Annotated in this window: 15 protein-coding genes and 1 tRNA gene; 7 read left to right on the top strand and 9 right to left on the bottom strand. The window is 66.1% G+C overall.

Going from position 1 to position 18,071, the window contains the following annotated elements; all coding sequences use genetic code 11:
* Positions 1 to 4 precede the first annotated feature (4 nt).
* The 3 genes from JYG34_RS03960 to JYG34_RS03950 all read left to right on the top strand — a co-directional run bounded on the left by JYG34_RS03960 (position 5) and on the right by JYG34_RS03950 (position 4,339).
* Positions 5 to 1,504, top strand: coding sequence for a purine-cytosine permease family protein (locus JYG34_RS03960; RefSeq protein ID WP_213659564.1), 1,500 nt, complete (start codon positions 5 to 7; stop codon positions 1,502 to 1,504).
* A 13-nt stretch (positions 1,505 to 1,517) separates the two neighbouring features.
* Positions 1,518 to 2,948, top strand: a complete 1,431-nt coding sequence (locus JYG34_RS03955; protein ID WP_213659563.1) for an aldehyde dehydrogenase family protein — start codon at positions 1,518 to 1,520, stop codon at positions 2,946 to 2,948.
* Between the two features lie 173 nt (positions 2,949 to 3,121).
* Positions 3,122 to 4,339, top strand: a complete 1,218-nt coding sequence (locus JYG34_RS03950) for a DUF3422 domain-containing protein (RefSeq protein WP_213659562.1) — start codon at positions 3,122 to 3,124, stop codon at positions 4,337 to 4,339.
* Positions 4,340 to 4,453: 114 nt separating this feature from the next.
* Here the strand turns inward: JYG34_RS03950 and JYG34_RS03945 are convergent, their stop codons facing one another.
* The 5 genes from JYG34_RS03945 to JYG34_RS03925 form a co-directional block, all read right to left on the bottom strand.
* Complete coding sequence (locus JYG34_RS03945; protein ID WP_213659561.1) at positions 4,454 to 6,856, bottom strand: DUF3772 domain-containing protein; 2,403 nt, start codon at positions 6,854 to 6,856, stop codon at positions 4,454 to 4,456.
* Positions 6,857 to 6,910: 54 nt separating this feature from the next.
* Positions 6,911 to 7,972 carry a bifunctional DNA-binding transcriptional regulator/O6-methylguanine-DNA methyltransferase Ada gene (gene ada / locus JYG34_RS03940; protein WP_213659560.1) on the bottom strand — a complete coding sequence of 354 codons (1,062 nt, stop codon included), beginning with the start codon at positions 7,970 to 7,972 and terminating at the stop codon, positions 6,911 to 6,913.
* A gap of 99 nt (positions 7,973 to 8,071) precedes the next feature.
* Positions 8,072 to 8,698, bottom strand: a complete 627-nt coding sequence (locus JYG34_RS03935) for a DNA-3-methyladenine glycosylase family protein (protein ID WP_213659559.1) — start codon at positions 8,696 to 8,698, stop codon at positions 8,072 to 8,074.
* Between the two features lie 137 nt (positions 8,699 to 8,835).
* Positions 8,836 to 9,996: an MFS transporter gene (locus JYG34_RS03930; RefSeq protein ID WP_213659558.1), complete on the bottom strand. Its 1,161-nt coding sequence runs from the start codon at positions 9,994 to 9,996 to the stop codon at positions 8,836 to 8,838.
* Positions 9,997 to 10,475: 479 nt separating this feature from the next.
* Positions 10,476 to 11,690 carry an MFS transporter gene (locus JYG34_RS03925; protein ID WP_213659557.1) on the bottom strand — a complete coding sequence of 405 codons (1,215 nt, stop codon included), beginning with the start codon at positions 11,688 to 11,690 and terminating at the stop codon, positions 10,476 to 10,478.
* 192 nt (positions 11,691 to 11,882) lie between these two features.
* On the opposite strand from JYG34_RS03925, the gene JYG34_RS03920 reads away from it, so the two are divergent.
* Together JYG34_RS03920 and JYG34_RS03915 are read left to right on the top strand one after the other, a co-directional pair.
* Positions 11,883 to 12,815 carry a FecR family protein gene (locus JYG34_RS03920; RefSeq protein ID WP_213659556.1) on the top strand — a complete coding sequence of 311 codons (933 nt, stop codon included), beginning with the start codon at positions 11,883 to 11,885 and terminating at the stop codon, positions 12,813 to 12,815.
* Between the two features lie 95 nt (positions 12,816 to 12,910).
* Positions 12,911 to 12,987: transfer RNA gene (locus JYG34_RS03915), tRNA-Met, on the top strand.
* 67 nt (positions 12,988 to 13,054) lie between these two features.
* On the opposite strand, the gene JYG34_RS03910 is transcribed toward JYG34_RS03915, so the two are convergent.
* The gene (locus tag JYG34_RS03910) at positions 13,055 to 13,672 is read right to left on the bottom strand and encodes a LysE family translocator (protein WP_213659555.1); all 618 of its coding nucleotides are present in this window, start codon (positions 13,670 to 13,672) and stop codon (positions 13,055 to 13,057) included.
* A gap of 177 nt (positions 13,673 to 13,849) precedes the next feature.
* Here JYG34_RS03910 and JYG34_RS03905 point away from each other — a divergent pair, with 177 nt between their 5' ends.
* Complete coding sequence (locus tag JYG34_RS03905; RefSeq protein WP_213659554.1) at positions 13,850 to 14,755, top strand: LysR family transcriptional regulator; 906 nt, start codon at positions 13,850 to 13,852, stop codon at positions 14,753 to 14,755.
* Here the strand turns inward: JYG34_RS03905 and JYG34_RS03900 are convergent.
* Positions 14,695 to 15,279 (bottom strand): D-Ala-D-Ala carboxypeptidase family metallohydrolase, encoded by a 585-nt coding sequence (locus JYG34_RS03900; RefSeq protein ID WP_213659553.1) that lies wholly within the window; start codon positions 15,277 to 15,279, stop codon positions 14,695 to 14,697. The two genes, JYG34_RS03905 and JYG34_RS03900, sit on opposite strands and share 61 nt — an antisense overlap.
* A gap of 67 nt (positions 15,280 to 15,346) precedes the next feature.
* On the opposite strand from JYG34_RS03900, the gene JYG34_RS03895 reads away from it, so the two are divergent.
* Complete coding sequence (locus JYG34_RS03895; protein ID WP_213659552.1) at positions 15,347 to 16,510, top strand: hypothetical protein; 1,164 nt, start codon at positions 15,347 to 15,349, stop codon at positions 16,508 to 16,510.
* Between the two features lie 102 nt (positions 16,511 to 16,612).
* Here the strand turns inward: JYG34_RS03895 and rimI are convergent, their stop codons facing one another.
* Entirely contained in the window at positions 16,613 to 17,068 is a 456-nt protein-coding gene (gene rimI / locus JYG34_RS03890) for a ribosomal protein S18-alanine N-acetyltransferase (protein ID WP_011532177.1), read from the bottom strand.
* Positions 17,065 to 17,856: an energy transducer TonB gene (locus JYG34_RS03885; RefSeq protein WP_213659551.1), complete on the bottom strand. Its 792-nt coding sequence runs from the start codon at positions 17,854 to 17,856 to the stop codon at positions 17,065 to 17,067. The genes rimI and JYG34_RS03885 overlap by 4 nt, the downstream gene beginning before the upstream one ends.
* Positions 17,857 to 18,071 lie beyond the last annotated feature (215 nt).

Below are 18,071 nucleotides of genomic sequence, written 5' to 3'. Positions count from 1 at the left end.
CACCATGAGCCACTCGACCGGTATCGAGACCAATGGCGTCGAACAGATCCCCGATGATCAACGCGACGCCTCCCCGCTTGACCTGTTCCGCCTGATCTTCGGCGGCGCCAATACCTTCGCCACCGCTGTGCTGGGCAGCTTCCCGGTACTGTTCGGGCTGTCGTTCCAGGCCGGGGTCTGGGCGATCCTGCTCGGTGTCGGCATCGGTGCGCTGATCCTCGCGCCCATGGGCCTGTTCGGCGCGCTCAACGGCACCAACAATGCGGTGTCGTCCGGCGCGCACTTCGGCGTGCACGGGCGTATCGTCGGTTCGTTCCTGTCGTTGCTCACCGCCGTGGCGTTCTTCTCGCTGTCGGTGTGGAGCTCGGGCGATGCCCTGGTCGGCGGCGCCAAGCGCCTGGTCGGCCTGCCGGAAACCGACCTCACCCTGGGCCTGGCTTATGGCCTGTTCGCGGTGCTGGTGCTGGTGGTGTGCATCTTCGGTTTCCGCTTCATGCTGTGGGTCAACAAGATCGCGGTGTGGGCTTCGAGCCTGCTGTTCCTGCTGGGCATCTTCGCCTTCGCCGGGCCCTTCGACGCGGGCTACGCCGGCAGCGTCAACCTCGGCCAGGCCGGTTTCTGGGCAGCGTTCGTCGGCGCGGCGATCCTGGCCATGAGCAACCCGGTGTCGTTCGGCGCCTTCCTCGGCGACTGGTCGCGCTACATCCCGCGCGAAACGCCCAAGTCGCGCATCATGCTGGCGGTGATCCTCGCCCAGGCGGCCACGCTGATCCCGTTCCTGTTCGGCCTGTGCACCGCCACCCTGGTGGCCAGCCAGGCGCCGGACTATATCGCCGCCAACAACTATGTCGGCGGGCTGCTGGCGATCTCGCCGGGCTGGTTCTTCCTGCCGGTGTGCCTGATCGCGGTGATCGGCGGCATGTCCACCGGCACCACCGCGCTGTACGGCACCGGCCTGGACATGTCCAGCGTGTTCCCGCGCCTGCTCAGCCGCGCCGCCGCCACCCTGCTGATCGGCGTGCTGGCCATCGGCTTCATCTTCGTCGGCCGCTTCACCTTCAACCTGGTGCAGAGCGTGTCGACCTTCGCCGTGCTGATCATCACCTGCACGAGCCCCTGGATGGTGATCATGATCCTCGGTCTGATCACCCGCCGCGGCTTCTACCATGCCGACGACCTGCAGGTGTTCACCCGTGGCCAGCAAGGCGGCCATTACTGGTTCGACCACGGCTGGAACTGGCGCGGCATGGGCGCGTGGATCCCCAGCGCGGCGGTCGGCCTGTGCTTCGTCAACCTGCCGGGGCAGTTCGTCGGCCCGCTGGGCGAGCTGGCCGGCGGCATCGACCTGAGCCTGCCGGTGACCTTGGGTATCGCCGCCGTGCTGTACCTGATCCTGCTCAACCTGTTCCCCGAACCCGCTGGCGTGTATGGCCCCCGAGGCCCGCGCTGGGTGCGCTGCAAAAGCACGCCCGTAAAGCCCGTGACCACCGCCGAAATGGCCTGACTGGAATCCGACCATGACCACACCTCACTACATCGACGGCCACTGGGTCGAAGGCCAGGGCAGCGACTGCCTCGTTGTCCACAACCCGTCCGACGGCCAGCCGTTCGCCGAACTGATGGCCGCCAGCGCCAGCCAGGTCGACCAGGCCGTGGCCGCTGCGCGCCGCGCCCTGGCCTCCTGGAAGACGGTCAGCGCCGCCGAGCGTGCCACCTACCTGCGCGGCTTCGCCGAGCAGCTGGGCCAACGCCGCGACGAGCTGATCGCCCTGCAGATGCGCAACAACGGCAAACCGTGCCACGAGGCCGAGATCGACCTGGACGACGCCATCGCCACCTTCGCCTACTACGCCGACCTGGCCGAGCAGCTGCCGGCGAAAAACCGTGACGTAGCCCTGGCCGTGCCAGGCTTTACCGCCCGCACCCGCCTGGAGCCGGTGGGCGTGGTCGGCCTGATCGTGCCGTGGAACTTCCCGCTGGTGACCAGCGCCTGGAAGCTCGCCCCGGCCCTCGCGGCAGGTTGCACCGTGGTGCTCAAACCCTCCGAGGTCACCCCGCTGGTCGAGCAGGCCTACGGCCAGATCGCCGAGCAGTTGGGCCTGCCCGCCGGCGTGCTGAACATCGTCAACGGCAAGGCCGAGACCGGCGCCGCCCTGAGCGGCCACAACGGCCTGGACAAGCTGTCGTTCACCGGCAGCAACGGCGTCGGCAGCCAGGTGATGCGCGCCGCGGCGGCTCAATGCCGGCCGGTGACGCTGGAGCTGGGCGGCAAGTCGGCCATCGTGGTGTTCGACGATTGCGATGTCGACCAGGCCGTGGAATGGATCGTCGCCGGCATCACCTGGAACGCCGGGCAGATGTGCTCGGCCACCTCGCGGCTGCTGGTGCAGGACGGCATTGCCAGCGCGCTGCTGCCACGCTTGCAGGCGGCGCTGGAGGCGTTGCGCGTGGGCAACCCGCTCACTGAAGAAGTCGACATGGGGCCGCTGACCAGCCAGGCGCAGTGGCTCAAGGTGGCCGGCTACTTCGCCACCGCCCGCGAGGAGGGCCTGAAGTGCCTGGCCGGCGGCAAGGCGCTGGACCGTGACGGCTGGTTCGTCAGCCCGACACTGTATGTGGATGTGCCCGAGAGCAGCCGCCTGTGGGGCGAGGAGATCTTCGGGCCGGTGCTGTGCGCACGGCGCTTCAACAGTGAAGCCGAGGCCATTACCCAAGCCAACGACAGCCGTTTCGGACTGGTGGCCACCGTCTGCTCCGCCGACCTGGAACGCGCCGAGCGCGTGGCCGATGCGCTGGAGGTCGGGCATGTGTGGATCAACTCGGTGCAGGCGGTGTTCGTCGAGACCTCGTGGGGCGGCACCAAAGGCAGCGGCATTGGCCGCGAGCTCGGACCTTGGGGGCTTTCGGGGTATCAGTCGGTAAAGCATGTGACGCGGTGCCTGGGCTGACGACGTAATCCTGTCTTCGCCCGTTCCGGCCCATTCACCGGCAAGGCCAGCTCCTACAGTTGCCACGTTTATTGTAGGAGCCGGCCTTGCCGGCGAATGGGCCGTGACTTTTCCTCCCCGCCGCGAAGTCCCACCTCCTGGTAGCCCCACAATCACAACACCAGGCCAGCCCCATGCACCCTCTTCGCACCGCCCTGCACAACGAACTGCACGCCCGCCCGTCGCTGTACTTCGACGACCCGGCCCACGTCCACCACCTCGCCCTGCTCGGTGGCGAGACCGAGTGCCGGGCCCTGCTGCAACGCTGCTGCCCCGAGGCCATCGACACCCTGGCCGCCCAGGGCATCACCCGGCTCGACGGCCACCCGTTCAAATGGGAGCGTCACGCCGAGTTCTTCACCCTGACCCTGGTGGTGCCCTGCGCCAGCCATGACAGCGACTGGCAGCCCCTGCCCGCCGCGCTCGCCGAGGCCATCGCCCCGCAAGCGGCGCAGGTGATCAACGCCGTGCAGGTGCTGGTACGCGGCGAGCAGGATCTGGACCTCGCCCGCTACGGTTTCAAGGACCCCTGCGGCTCCAGCGTCGGCGGTGGCGACGCGGTGGTGTGGAGCGATTTCCGTCTGACCGAGGACGGCACCAACCGCCTGCTGTTCATCAACCGCCGGCTCAACGCCTACCGCCAGGGCCGCATGATCCGCCGCCTGCTGGAGATCGAGACCTACCGCATGATGGCCTCGCTGACCCTGGACACGGCCAAGGCCCTGGGCCAGGAGCTGGACGGTTTCGACAAGACCCTGGTCAGCCTCTCCGAACGCAGCACCAGCGTCGCGCCCAACGACTCCAAAGCCTTGCTCGAAGCCATCGCCCACCTGTCGCGCCAGGTGGTGGATCGCACGGTGCAGACCCGCCACCGCTTCGGCGCCAGCCAGGCCTATGCGCAGCTGGTGTTCGAGCGCCTGGGCGAGCTGCGCGAAAGCCATGTCGCCGACTGCCAGCGCCTGGGGGTGTTCATCGAGCGGCGCTTCAAGCCGACGCTGCGCTACTGCGTGGCCACCGAGCAACGGCTGGAACAGCTGGCGAAGAACGTCGCCAACCTGGGCGACCTGCTGCAGGCGCGGGTGCAGGTGGAGATGGAAGAGCAGAACGCCGAGATCCTGCGCAGCCTCAATGCCCGGGCCGATGCCCAGGTGAAGATCCAGCGGGCAGTGGAAGGCTTGTCGATCATTGCGATCACCTATTACCTGCTGAACCTGTTCAAGCTGCTGTATGGCGGGTTGAATGTGCTGGGAGCGGGGTTGACGGCGCGGGAGGCCCTGCTAGGGATGGCACCAGTGGCAGGGCTGTTGCTGCTGGTGATCCTGCTGAGGATTCGAAGGGCCAAGCAGCATTGAGTACCAATGGGGCGCGTGGCGCCCATCGCGGGTAAACCCGCTCCTACAGGGGCAGAGTTGAGCCTGTGGGAGCGGGTTTACCCGCGATGGGCTGCAAAGCAGCCCCACGGGGCATCAAGCGGACTCGTCGGCCGCCCGCCCGTTCTCCTGCACCAACACCATGCTCTGCGGCGAAGACAGGGCAATGCCCTCGTCGCGCAAGCGCCCGAGAATGGTGAACAGCAGGTCGCTGCGCGTGCTCGACACCTGCCGAGGCGACGCCACGTAGCCGCTCACCCCGATCACCATGCCACTGCTGGTCAGGTCCTTGAAGGTCACCGACGTGGCCGGCGCATCGAGGATCGACTCGTGCTCCTTGTATGCCGCCAGCAGCACCTCGCGCACTTTCCCCGGGTCGGTCTCCAGCGGCAGCGTCAGGGTGACACTGACCACCCCGAGGGCGTTGGCCATGGTCACGTTGCGCACGTTCTGCGAGATGAACTGCGAGTTGGGCACGATCACCGTCGAGCGGTCGGACATCTGGATTTCCGTGGCGCGCACGTTGATCCGGCGAATATCACCCTCGACACCGGCCAGGCTGACCCAGTCGCCCACCTTCACCGGGCGCTCGGTGAGCAGGATCAGGCCGGAAATGAAGTTCTGCACGATCTGCTGCAGACCGAAACCGATACCCACCGACAGCGCACTGACCACCCAGGTCAGGCTGGTCAGGTTGATGTGCAGGGTGGACATCACCAGCATGGCCAGGAACAGGAAGCCGAGGTAGCCCACCAGGGTCACCAGCGAGGCGCGCATGCCGGCGTCCATGTCGGTTTCCGGCAGCAGGCGCTCGCTCAGCCAGCGCTTGACCACGCGGATGGCGAACCAGCCACCGAGGAAGATCGCCACCGCCAGGAAGATGTCCTGGGGCACGATGTTCAGGTTACCCAGCACCTTGCCGCCGGTGCCGTCCCAGTCCGCCAGGCTCTGCAGCAGCTCGCCCGGGCTGGTGCCCGAAGGCATGAACACCAGCAATGCGGCGGCGAACAGCAGCAGCGTGCGGCCGATACCCGCCAGCACCGTGCTGGCCTGGGCCTGGTGGCGTTGCTGCAGGCCCAGGGCCGATGCCAGTGCCAGGCCACCCGGTTGGCGAGGGGACAGCAACGTTTCGCACAGGTCGCCGAACACCGTGACCAGCAGGTAGGCGCAGGTCACCACAACGCTGATCCACAGCAACTTGCCGGTGAGGAAGTACGCCAGCGTCAGGTAGCCGGCCAGCAGCGTCAACAGGATCGCCACCACCCACACCACGATCACGAACGGGATCAGCCCGGCCAGCCCTTTCGGACGCTCCAGGTCATGCAGGCGATGGGCACGGCGATAGCGCAGCAGGGCCACGACGAACAGCAACGACACCACCAGCGTGGTCACGCCGTTGGTGGCCAGGGTCAGGGCCAGGCTGGTGCCGATCACACTGTTGATGCGCTCCTGGGTGAGCAGCACCATCAGCGCCAGGGCCAGTACCTTGGGGAACCAGCCCAGGGCGCTGGCCACTTCGTCGGCGATCGGCGGCAGGCGCCAGGACGGGCGTTGCAGCATCAGCATGGCGCGGCCCAGGCCGGAAATGAAGGCACTGAACACCACCAACGCGAGGATGTGGTTGGTCAGGCTGGCGAGGTCGGGGCCGAGGTCGGCGCTGCTTTCCAGGCCCCAGCGCAGCAGCGACACCGAGCCGGAGATGGTGCCCAGGGTCGCCAGGCTGACACTCAGCGCCAGGGCGCTGCGGCGCAGCCGGCCTTCGGGCAGCCAGCGGATCATCGCATCGGCCAGCAACCGTTCGAGTACCCGGCGCACCAGGGTCCAGACCAGCACGGCGGCGACCAGGGCGGTGATGAACCACCAGCGGTGCTCGGCGCTGAAGGCGCTGGCCATGGCGTCCGAGGCCTCGCCGCGCAGGTCGCGCAGGCGGGCCACGTCGTCGTCGGTGGGGCGGATCAGGCTCGACCAGAACGCCGGGCTCAGTGGGCTGGCGGCGCGGCTGGTGATCTGCGAGTTGAACAGGCTGCGGCGCAGGTTGACGATCTGGGTGGACAGGTCACGGGCCGACTGGGCCAGCGTGGTGGCGTCCTTCTGCTCGGCGAGTACCCCGTTTTTCTCGTCGGTGAGCTGCTTGCGCTGGCGGGTCAGACTCTGGGCCTCTTCCGGCATCTGCGGGCCGAGCACGTTGAGCTGGTCGTCCAGGCGTTGCACATCGGCGGTGTGCTGGGTGACCAGCACATCGGCCTGGCGCTGCACCTGCAGGGCCGACTGGCGCAACTGCGCGAGCAGGTCGTCGTTGGCATTGCTGGTGACGCCCTGGCGGATCTGGTCGAGCCGTTCGCTCAACTCCTCCAGGCCAGCGTTCTCGTCCAGTACCTGCTGTTCGGCCACGGCCAGGCGCGACACCGGCGTGGCCGGTTGGGCCCAGGCGGGCACGGCCACGCACAACAGCAAGGCCAGAAGCCCTGCATAAAATCGGTCAAGGCTGACACGCCTCATCGAATATTCCTCTATACAACTCGACAGGGCGTGAATTCTACGCGTTCCAGAGGCTCAGGAGAGTGCCGTCTCTCGGTCCAGCAACTGCCGTTTGCGTTCAACGCCCCAACGGTAGCCGCTGAGGTCGCCGTCGCGGCGCACCACCCGGTGGCAGGGAATGGCCACGGCGATGTGGTTGGCCGCGCAGGCCTGGGCCACCGCCCTGAACGCCTTGGGCGCGCCGATGCGCTCGGCGATGTCGGTGTAGCTCACCCGGGTGCCCACCGGCACCTCGCGCAACGCCTGCCAGACACGCTCCTGAAAAGCCGTGCCCTGCACGTCCAGCGGCAGTGCCAGGCCCAACGCCGGGGCTTCGACGAAGCCCACCACTTCGGCGACCAGCCGCTCGAACCCGGCATCGCCGCCGATCAATCGCGCCTTGGGGAACTGGTCCTGCAGCTCGTCGAGCAATGGCTCGGGCTCGTCGCCCAGCAGGATCGCGCAGATGCCTCGCTGGCTCTGGGCAACCAGGATGGCGCCCAACGAGCACTGGCCCAAGGCAAAGTGAATGGTCGCGCCCTCTCCGCCCGCACGGTACTCGCGCGGGCGCATGCCCAGGCGCTCACCGGCACTTTCGTAGAAGCGGCTGTTGGAGTTGTAGCCGGCATCGTAGATGGCTTCGGTGACACTGGGGGCATTGTCCAGGCGCTCGCGCAGGCGCCGGGCGCGGAATGCCGAGGCGTAGGCCTTGGGCGTCAGGCCGGTTTCGGCCTTGAACAGACGGTGCAGATGGAAGGGGCTGAGGTTCAGCGCCGCACCCAGCTGGTCAAGGCTGGGCGCGGGATCGCCGGCTTCGATCAGGCGGCAGGCGCGGGCCACCAGGTCGCTGCGGCGTACGGCCTGAGTGCCGCCCGCACAGCGCTTGCAAGCCCGGTAGCCGGCGGCTTCGGCCTGGGCGGCATCGGTGAAGAACTCGACATTCTCGCGCTTGGCCAGGCGCGACTTGCACGCTGGCTGGCAATACACCCCGGTGGTGCGCACGGCATAGACGAAATGGCCGGTGGCGGCAGTGTCGCGGGACTGTACGGCGTGCCAGCGTTCAGCATCCGTGATGTAGCTCGTCGGGGCAGACCTCATGGCGCCTCTCCTCTCGTTCGATACGATGAGCTTTGCAGGGCACAGAAGATGAAACACCCCGATTCTTGCGCTGTCTTCACCGGCCCCGCGATAGCGCCATCACGCCCGCCACAGATACCAGGCCGCCACGGTGCGATACGGACTCCAGGCTTGCCCCAGTGCGCGCATCCGCGCCGGTGTCGGTGCCTTTGCCAACCCTTTCATCCGGCGATAACCCTCGCGCACGCCAAAATCATCCACTGGCAGGATGTCCGAACGCTCCAGGCTGTAGATCAGCAGCATTTCCACCGTCCAACGCCCGACCCCTCGCAGGCTCACCAGGCGTTCGACCAGGGCATCGTCCGGCAGCAGCAAGGCCTCTGCCCGACTGGGTACAACGCCCTCCAGATGCGCCTGGGCGATGCCATGGAGCGTCGCGGTCTTGCTCGCGGAAAACCCGCAGGCCCGCATCATCTCGGGGCTGACCGCCAGCAACTGTTCCGGCGTCGGGAATGCGGTTTCGGGAAACAGCGCCAGCAAGCGCCCGAGGATCGCCTCCGCCGCCCGTGCATGCAATTGCTGGTAGGCGATCGCCCTCACCAGCGTCTCGTAGGGCTCGCGACCGGGCGTGGCCTGGTGCAGGCAAGGGCCGGTAACGGCGATATGGCGCGCCCAGTCCGGGTCCTGGCCAGCCAGGTGCTCGCTGGCTGCATCAAAGGCCTGGGGCGAAAGGTCGGCAAGGATCATCGGCACGGCTCGACAACGGTGGAACCTCCATCCTAGTCCAACCGCTCTACGATGAAACGCCCCTTCTTGCGCCCAACACCGTACCCGTAGGAGCCGGCTTTGCCGGCGAATGCACCAGCTCAGTCAACACAAAGCGCTCAGTCCGCCACCGCCTGCAACTTGCCCGCCCGCCGATACGCCTGCCGCGCAAAACACACGAACAACCCCGCCATCAACGCCAGCGCCATGGGCAACCCATGGGGCGCCACATCCATCGCCGCGCCGCTGACCAGCGGCCCGACCAGGCTGCCCACGCCCCAGAGCAACCCGACACTGGCATTGGCCGTGACCAGGTCCTGCCCCTTGAAACGCTGCCCGATCAGCACCAGCGCCAGGGTGTAGATCCCCCCCGCCACCGCCCCGAGCACCACCAGCAACGGCCACAACAGCCAGGTCATTTGCAGCAGCCACGGCAGGGCGATACCGATGCTCATCGCGACCAGCCCGCATACCAGGTGCAGGCCGGTGCGCTCGACCCGGTCGGCCAGCCAGCCCAGCGGCAGCTGGAAAACCATGTCGCCGGCAAACACCACGGTCACCATCAAGGCGGCAATGCCCACGGCAAAGCCATGGCTGGTGGCGTATACCGGCAGCAGCGACAGCACCACGGCATCGAAGAACGAGAAGAACAACACCGCCACGCACAGCGCAGGAGCGACACGGAAGAAACCGGCCAAACCGAAGCTCTTCTCGCCTTCATCGCCGTGTTCGACATGGTCGTTGGGCACGGTGAACAGGATGCAGATCAGGGCCAGCCCATAACACGCGGTGACCACGGCAGTCAGCCACGGGCTGTCGGCGCCGAGCAGCGCCAGCAACGCCGGGCCGAGTACCTGGAAGCCGGTGAAGCTGGTGGCGTACAGGGCCATGATCTTGCCGCGGTTATGGTCCGGGCACAGTTCGTTGACCCACGACTCGCCGAGGATGATCGCGATACCCATGCCTATCCCCAGCCCCAGGCGCAGCAGCGCCAGCCACAGCATCGAATCGAACGCCCACTCGAGCAAGGCGATGCTCAGGGTGCACAGGCTGAAGCTCAGCAGATAGATGACGCGTCGGGTCAGGTGCTTGCAGCAGGCGTCGACCATGAAGGCCGAGAGCATCATGCCCGCCGCCGGGATCGCCGATATGATGCCGATCTCCAGTGTCCCCGCCCCCGCCTCGTGCAGGCGCAACGACACCAGCGGCAGGCTCGCCCCGAGGCTGAAACCGACCACCGACACGGCGAACAACAGGCCCGCCAGCAAACGCATGTTCATGTACCACTCCTTGCAAGCCGGCGCGCAGGGGCTCTGGCCCTGGCCGGCTGGAAAATCCGCTGAAAGATGTTCGAACGCAGGCGCCCGCAGTCACGCCGGGGAGGCGCTGGATGCAGGGGCGCGGATCAGTTCAGGGCAAGGTGTGGCGAGAAAGTGAAAGCGAACAGCACGCTGCGCCGACGCTTGAGCACCGTGTCGCTCGGCCACGCGCGGCGCGCTGTCGGGGCGACAGGCTGGCGGCGTGGATGAGTACTACGGTTCATTTGCATCGATTACGCAGGTAAAGAGGAGGCGGCACTCTAGGCCATCGATGAACGGCACGTCAATCGTTCGCCGGCAAGCCGGCGCCTACCGAGATCATCGTAGGAGCGGCTTCAGCCGCGATGCGGGTATCGCGGTGCCTGGCACCCGCTGTGCGGGTGATCGCGGCTGAAGCCGCTCCTGCAAAGATCGCATCGGAGCAATCGGCGGACCGGCGATCAACGCTTGCCGGTGGACGGCAGGAACACCGCCAGCAACCCGAACAACGGCAGGAACGAGCACACGCCATATACATATTCGATCCCGCGCAGGTCGGCCAGGTAGCCCAGCAACGCCGCGCCGATCCCGCCGAAGCCGAACATCAGCCCGAAGAAGATCCCGGCGATCATCCCCACGTTGCCCGGCACCAGCTCCTGGGCATACACCACGATGGCCGAGAACGCCGAGGCCAGGATGAAGCCGATCACCACGCTGAGCACGGTGGTCCAGAACAGGTCGGCGTAAGGCAGCGCCAGGGTGAACGGCGCCACCCCGAGGATGGAGAACCAGATCACCGCCTTGCGCCCGATACGGTCACCGATCGGCCCACCGAAGAAGGTGCCGGCCGCCACCGCGCCGAGGAACAGGAACAGGTGCAACTGCGAACTGGCCACCGACAGCTGGAACTTCTCGATCAGGTAGAAAGTGAAGTAGCTGGTGAAACTGGCCATGTAGAAGTACTTGGAGAACACCAGCAACCCAAGCACCACCAGCGCCAGCATCACCCGCTGGCGCGAGATGCCATGGGTGGCCTGCGCCGCCTTGCGCGCCTTGAACTGGTTGAGGTGGTCCTTGTACCAGCGGCGCAGCATCAGGGTGACGGCAAAGAAGAACAACCCGGCCACCCCAAACCAGGCCACGTGAGTCTGCCCGAAGGGAATGACGATGGCCGCCGCCAGCAGCGGGCCGAACGCAGAACCGGCGTTGCCGCCGACCTGGAAGCTCGACTGGGCCAGGCCGAAACGCCCGCCCGAGGCCAGGCGGGCGATGCGCGAGGTCTCCGGGTGGAAGGTCGACGAACCGATGCCCACCAACGCCGAGGCCAGCAGGATCATCGGGAAGCTACCGACGAAGGCCAGCATCACGATCCCCACCAAGGTGCACAGGGTGCCCAGGGGCAGCAGGTTGGGCGTCGGCCGCTTGTCGGTGAAGAAACCGACCCACGGCTGCAACAACGAAGCCGTGACCTGGAAGGTCAACGTGATCAGGCCGATCTGGGCGAAGCTCAGCCCATAGTTGGCCTTGAGCATCGGGTAGATCGCCGGCAGCACCGACTGGATCAGGTCGTTGATCAGGTGCGCCAGGGCGCAGAAACCGATGATGCGCATCACCAGCGGGCTCGCCTGGCTTGCCGGGCTGCTCGCGCTGGAACTCTGGGTATTGCTGATGGCCATGGGCTGGATTTCCGTCCGCAGGTTGGGATCCGATTATCGTGAAACAAATAGATACGAAGCTACCTTTTTATTTCCCCCTGCCGTCCATCTAGTGCGTACTTGTAAATAATTCTCAATATAATTAGCATCTTTCGCCTCCTTACCCGTAAACGCTGGGCAAAACTGCCCTGCCCTTGCGAGCAGTCCGATCCCATGACCCCGATGCCCGCCTTGCCCCCCACGCCCGATCCCGAGCAGGAAGCACTGGACTGGTTCTCCCGCCTGCGCCAGGCCAACTGCGACGAGGTGCTGCGCCAGGCATTCGGCCAATGGTGCCAGGACCCGCTCAACGCGCGCGCCTATGCGCAACTGGAAGCCTACTGGCAGCAGCTGCAGGCCCCGGCGACGCCACCCCGCCCGCGGGTCGTCGAAGTTCGCCGCAGCCGTGCTGGCCTGTGGCTGGCGGGCTTGTTCCTGGCGCTGCTGAGTGTGCTGGCGGTGCTCTACTGGCCATTGATGCAACGCCTGGCCAGCGAACTGAGTACCGACGTCGGCGAGCGCCGCAGCGTGCGCCTGGCCGATGGCTCGACCTTGCACCTGGACAGCGCCAGCGCGATGAATATCGACCTGCGCGGGCGCACCCGCCTGCTGCAGCTGGTGCAGGGCCAGGTCTACCTGGAAGTGATGCTCGATGGCCGAGCCATGGAGGTGCAGGTCGGCGACACGCGGATCCAAGTGTTCGGCACCCGCCTGCAGATCGCCCGCCACAGCAACCACGATGAACTGCAAGTGCTCAGCGGCAAGGCCACTGTCGTGCAAGGCAGCGACCAGCGCATGGTCAGCGCCGGCGAGCGGGTCACCTTCAGCGAGCAGCGGATCAACCCGATCGAAAAGATCGCCATCAAGCCCGCCGATGCCTGGCGCGACGGCCGACTGCTGGCCAGCAACATGCCACTGGGGGACGTGGTGGAGCGCCTGGCCGGCTATCAAGGGATGCGCGTCTGGTGGCAGGACGAACAGGCCGCGTATCGTCGCGTGAGCGGTGAGTTCGACCTGGATCACGCGGGCCAGAGCCTGGACACGCTGGCTGCCGGGCAGCAACTGCGGCTGTATAGCGTGCTGGGCCACTGGCTGATCGTGCGCTGAACCGGGCTTTCCGGCTAAGCGTTTGAAAGGTTGGAAATTTTTTTGAAATCAGTGTTGACAGGATCGTGTTTCGAGCTAATAATGCGCGCCAAGTTGGCTACATAGCTCAGTTGGTTAGAGCATAGCATTCATAATGCTGGGGTCCGGGGTTCAAGTCCCTGTGTAGCCACCACCTTCTAAAAGGGCTTATCGAAAGATAAGCCCTTTTTCTTTGCCCGCGAAAAAGCAGCCACTTTCGGCTACTTCACCCCCGCCACTGCCACCGCCAATCCCAGGCCAATCAACGCCACCCCGATCAAGCGGTCCACGATCACCTGCCGCTCGATCATCGCCTTGCGCAACCCTGCACTGGAGAAAAACACGGCCACCAGGCTGAACCAGGCCCAGTGGGCAAATGACATGAACGCGCCATAGGCGAAATCCACGGCCAGCGGGCTGCCCGGCTGCACCACCTGGGTATAGGCGCTGACCACGAAGAGCATGGTCTTGGGGTTCAGGGCATTGGTCATGAAACCAGTACGCAACGCGGCCAACATACTGGCCTGACCGCCAGACACCTGTCCGTCGAGGCTGATGCGCGTGGTATTGGTCAGCGATTTGTAGCCCAGATAGACCAGGTAGCCCGCCCCCACCACCTTCATCGCCAGGAACAGCGCCGGGCTCTGGCTGATGACCACGGCGATGCCGAGCACGGTGTACAGCACATGCACCTGCACGCCCAGGGCGATCCCCATGGCGGCCGCCAGCCCGGCCTTGCGGCCCTGGGCGTAACTGCTGCGGGTGACCATGGCGAAGTCGGCGCCCGGGCTGATGACAGCCAGCACGGTGAACAGGGCGACGGCGATGAGTTCATTCACGAAAGCGTCCTCGATAGGCGATGAAAATTCACTTGAGTCGTGATTATCGAGGCACTTTTAATCAGTAAAAATCGATTTATAGTGAGACAAATACGCTAGTTTTCCTCACGGATATGGACCTCACGCCACCCCGTAGGAGCCGGCCTTGCCGGCGAAGAGGCCAGAAAGGACACCCCCATGAAACTGCCCCCACTCAACGCCCTGCGCTACTTCGACATCGCCGCCGAAACCGAAAGCTTCGTGCGCGCCGCCGAACACCTGCACGTCACCCACGGCGCCGTCAGCCGCCAGGTGCGCCTGCTCGAGGAAAGCCTCGGCGTGGAACTGTTCGATCGGCGCAACCGCGCCCTGTTCCTGACCCGCGCAGGTCGCGAACTACAGGCCACCACCCGGGCCATTTTCGAACAGCTTGAGCAGACCGTGCAGCGCCTGCACCCGCCAACCCATGACAACGTGCTGGTGCTCTCGTGCGAGCCGACCATCGCCATGCGCTGGCTGATCCCTCGCCTGCCGCGCTTCCACGCCGCGCACCCCGACCTGCACCTGCACCTGGTGGCGGCCGGAGGGCCGGTGGACTTCGCCCGCGCCGGCGTGGACCTGGCCCTGCGCCGCGATGACTTCCACTGGGACCGCCAGCTGCACAGCCTGAAGATCTGTGATGAATGGATCGGCCCGGTCAAAAAGCCAGGCCTCAAGGGCCAGCGCCTGCTCCACAGCGCCACCCGCCCCGACGCCTGGGCGACCTGGCTGCGCCTGAGCGGCCAGGGCCTGAAGCGAGGAGAACGCAGCGATTTCGAACATTTCTACCTGTCGCTCCAGGCCGCCGGCGCGGGCCTGGGGCTGGCCATCGCCTCGGCGCTGATGGTGCGCGACGAACTGGACAATGCTCAGCTACAGGCACCGTTCGGCTTCCTGCGCGACGGCTCCAGCTACCACCTGCTCAGCCCACAGCCACTGGATGACGGCAGCAAGCGCCAGCGCTTCGCGCAGTGGGTGAGCGGTGAATGCCAGGCCTGCCTGGCTCACCTGGGTTTGGCGCAGAACGACGAACCGGCGCCGCCATCGCCGCCCCACGTGCGGTAACCGGCCGTGTCGATGTGAATGCGCCCTGACGGGTAGCGACCCAGCCCCATGTTCCAGGCCTCGCCGTGCTGCTGCCAGAAACGGCACAGCGGGTTGGGATCGGCCCAGCGCGGCAGCAGCAAATCGACGGCGAAGGCACGCATGTGCGCGCTGCTGGGTGCGCCGCCCGCGCAAGCATTGAGCTGTGGGTCACGATAGGCCGAAACCACTTCGAACTGACGCAGCACGCCCTGATCATCCAGCGTCTTGATCAGTGAAAGCGTCGAGCGCACCGCCGGCCAGTGACTCGCTGGCGGCACTGCAAACGGCGAGGCACGGCACTGGCGCCAATCCGAGGCCGAACGCAGCAACTGGTGGATCGGCACCACGCCATACAGCCGCGCATCCACCAGCATGTTGCGAAAGGCGCGGTTTTCATGGTCCCCCGCCCATTGGGCGAACATCCACACATCACGCTCATCGGCCTGGACGGCACCCATGCCCAACAGGCTAATAGCCACTAGCCACAATCTGCTGCTTTTCATCCCCCCTCCTCTTCCTCCACCATGGGCGCGCCCGCCGACCTTGGCGGCCACTGACAAGGAGTTAAGCATGCACAAGATTGCCCTATCGGGCCTGGCCGCCATCGCCTTCAGCGGCCTGGCCCTGGCCGACGCGCAGATCGACCTGGGCGACGCCAAGCGCGTCACCCGCCTGTTCGCCTACCCCAACAACTGCAACGTGATCTGCTACCGCGACTGGACGCTGGAGCAGACCGTCGAGCACTACCTTACGCAGAGCGTGCGCCGCGATGGCTACGCCAACGCCAAGGTCACCGTGAACCGCGACAACGACAAGCTGCATGCCCAGATCACGGAGGTGCCCGCCGGCTATACCGAGCCCCTGCGCAAGCTGCTCGACAGTGGCGAGCTGGCCTACCAGGGCGCCACCCAGCTCAACCAGAAAGGCGGCTGGGACTTCAGCTGGTACCTGTTCCTGCCGCTGGGGATGGCGCTGGAGAATCGTCGCAGCGTCGAACTGCTGCACTTCCCGCCGGATTACTCGCTGACCCACTACCAGGACTACCTGAAGTCCAACACCACCGACCGCTGGGCCGAACTGCTGACTTTCAACGGCGTCGACGCCACCCAGACCCCGGCCTACCAGACCATTGTCGACATCGCCCCGATCGCCGCCCCGGCCACTGCCGGCAAGGACCTGGAAGGGGTCTACAGCTACTTCAACGACTATCAGGTGCGCATGGTCAAGGAAGTCGCCCTTACTCACGATGGCAAGGCCGCCTTGCCGATGGTTGCCTTCGGCGCCCCCGTGCGCAGCTGGATCCAGCAGCAGTATGGGCCGAAGGTGAACGTGCTGGGGCTGGCCAGCATCAGCCCCGAGGCCGGCAGCGCCAAGGTGCCGGTGCTTGGTGCCAACCACCCGAGCGCCATCTGGTACGCCGCCGACCCGAAAGGCTACGACGGCGACCAGGACAAGGCCGACGCGGCCGGCCTGAAGATGATGGGCCAGGACCTCTCCGTCGCTTGCTGGCAGGCGGGCATGGGGCGCAATCCGCAGGCGGATGCCAAGCTGACGCTGGATGCCTGTACCACCAAGTGGCAGGTAACCCAAAAGAAGCAGACCTGTGAACTGTTCTATCGGACCATTCGCGATATGACGCCTGAGCAGGCAGCGGCCAAGTGCAATACCGGGCCGGTGACGCGCAGCCTGCGCGATCTGCGCAAGCCGCTGGAAGTGGAACATCCGGAGATCTGAGGTTGCCAGTGCGAGGGGCCGCCATGCGGCCCATTCGCCGGCAAGCCCGGCCTTCTCAGCGCCAAACCCGCCCCCACAGAATCTGCATGAATTCAGGCTCGGTCAGTCTTCCAGCAGCGTGCAGGCCATCACCAGCGCGTCCTCACGCCCGCCCGCCACCGGGTAGTAGTCCCGGCGCCGCCCAACCTCGTTGAACCCGTAACGCTCGTACAAGCGATAGGCCGACTGGTTGCTGGCACGCACTTCGAGGAAGCACTCACGCCCATTGAGCTGGTAGGCCCGCGCCATCAGGTGCTCAAGCAGCCGCAGGCCCAGCCCGCAACCCTGGTTCTCCGGCTTGACGGTGATATTGAGCAGGTGCGCCTCGTCGATGATCACGTTGATCACCCCATGCCCCACCTGCTGCTGACCGTCGAACATCAGCCACACTTCGTACGACTTCAGCGCATCCTGGAAGATGCCACGGGTCCAGGGGTGGCTGAACGCGGCATATTCGATCTTCAGCAGGGCATCCAGATCCGCCTCGGTCGCCGGGCGGAAACTGATCGATTCACTCATTCAACGCTCTTCCAGCGCGCCATCAGCTGGCGCATGGCTTTCCAGACGTCCGCCTTGCGCTGCGGCTCGTCCATCAACAGTTCAAGGCCGGGCAAGGCCCAGGCGTCGCCGAGCAGGTCGACCTTGAGTTCTTGGTAGTAGGCCTCGGCATCCGCCTGCCCGGCAAAGCGCACGGCCGGCAGGCCGACCAGCCACAGGCAGCTGCACGGCGCCTCTTCCAGGCGCGCGGCAATGAAGCCCTGGACGAAGTCCCGGGCAGCGTCAGGGCCCTGGTCCATGTTGCCGCGCACCAGGAACGGCCAGCGCACCGGCTCGCCGATGATCTGCGGGGCGTCCGGCAAGCCGGCTGCGCGCAACATGTCCTTGAGCAGCAGGTAGGATGGGTCGCGGCTCTGGAAGGGCTGGCCGGTGGCGAGCTCCACCAGCAGCAGGCAACTGCCGGCACGCAGCAGTTGCAGGGCGAAGCGTGGCGGCGGAACGGGGGCTGGACGCGGCGCCGGGGCCGCCTGCTCGGTTTCGACCGGCTTGACGACCGGTTTGGGCGCGCTGCCTGGGCGCGGAATCTCGATCTTCGGCCGCTCCGCACGGGCCTGGGGTGCCGCAGGCGCTTCCCTTGAAGCCGGCGCAGGCGCCGCTGGGCGCACATCGAACTCGACATCCTCGACCGCTGCTACCGGCAACAGCAGTTCGGGCCGCGACGGGGCGGCGAACGGCAGTTCGGCGCGCGGCAGCCAGTGCACCACTTGCATGGCGGAAAGGTAGGCGCGGCGGCGGGACTCGATGAGCAAGGCGCGGGTATCCGGGAAAAATCAATCGGGCATTCTAACGCCGTTGGCGGCATCGTGGCGCAACAGGCCTACGGATTTTTACTGGCCGCACCGGCCGTTTCGCGGGCAAACCCGCCCCCACAGGCTCGATGCGGCCCCTGTGGGAGCGGGCTTGCCCGCGAAAGGGCCGGTAAAACCCCCACTGAATATCGGGTGATCCCCTATTGCAGACCAAG

This window comes from Pseudomonas entomophila (assembly GCF_018417595.1).
GTDB classification, from domain to species: Bacteria; Pseudomonadota; Gammaproteobacteria; order Pseudomonadales; family Pseudomonadaceae; genus Aquipseudomonas; species Aquipseudomonas entomophila_C.
The sequence above is the reverse complement of the archived record's forward strand: the minus strand, read 5'-3'. Positions and strand labels throughout refer to the sequence as shown.

Excerpts from the sequence above, each read along its gene's own strand:
- JYG34_RS03960 (WP_213659564.1), top strand. The coding sequence starts at position 5 with ATGAGCCACTCGACCGGTATCGAGACCAATGGCGTCGAACAGATCCCC.
- JYG34_RS03955 (WP_213659563.1), top strand. The coding sequence starts at position 1,518 with ATGACCACACCTCACTACATCGACGGCCACTGGGTCGAAGGCCAGGGC.
- JYG34_RS03950 (WP_213659562.1), top strand. The coding sequence starts at position 3,122 with ATGCACCCTCTTCGCACCGCCCTGCACAACGAACTGCACGCCCGCCCG.
- JYG34_RS03945 (WP_213659561.1), bottom strand. The coding sequence starts at position 6,856 with ATGAGGCGTGTCAGCCTTGACCGATTTTATGCAGGGCTTCTGGCCTTG.
- ada (WP_213659560.1), bottom strand. The coding sequence starts at position 7,972 with ATGAGGTCTGCCCCGACGAGCTACATCACGGATGCTGAACGCTGGCAC.
- JYG34_RS03935 (WP_213659559.1), bottom strand. The coding sequence starts at position 8,698 with ATGATCCTTGCCGACCTTTCGCCCCAGGCCTTTGATGCAGCCAGCGAG.
- JYG34_RS03930 (WP_213659558.1), bottom strand. The coding sequence starts at position 9,996 with ATGAACATGCGTTTGCTGGCGGGCCTGTTGTTCGCCGTGTCGGTGGTC.
- JYG34_RS03925 (WP_213659557.1), bottom strand. The coding sequence starts at position 11,690 with ATGGCCATCAGCAATACCCAGAGTTCCAGCGCGAGCAGCCCGGCAAGC.
- JYG34_RS03920 (WP_213659556.1), top strand. The coding sequence starts at position 11,883 with ATGACCCCGATGCCCGCCTTGCCCCCCACGCCCGATCCCGAGCAGGAA.
- JYG34_RS03905 (WP_213659554.1), top strand. The coding sequence starts at position 13,850 with ATGAAACTGCCCCCACTCAACGCCCTGCGCTACTTCGACATCGCCGCC.
- JYG34_RS03900 (WP_213659553.1), bottom strand. The coding sequence starts at position 15,279 with ATGAAAAGCAGCAGATTGTGGCTAGTGGCTATTAGCCTGTTGGGCATG.
- JYG34_RS03895 (WP_213659552.1), top strand. The coding sequence starts at position 15,347 with ATGCACAAGATTGCCCTATCGGGCCTGGCCGCCATCGCCTTCAGCGGC.
- rimI (WP_011532177.1), bottom strand. The coding sequence starts at position 17,068 with ATGAGTGAATCGATCAGTTTCCGCCCGGCGACCGAGGCGGATCTGGAT.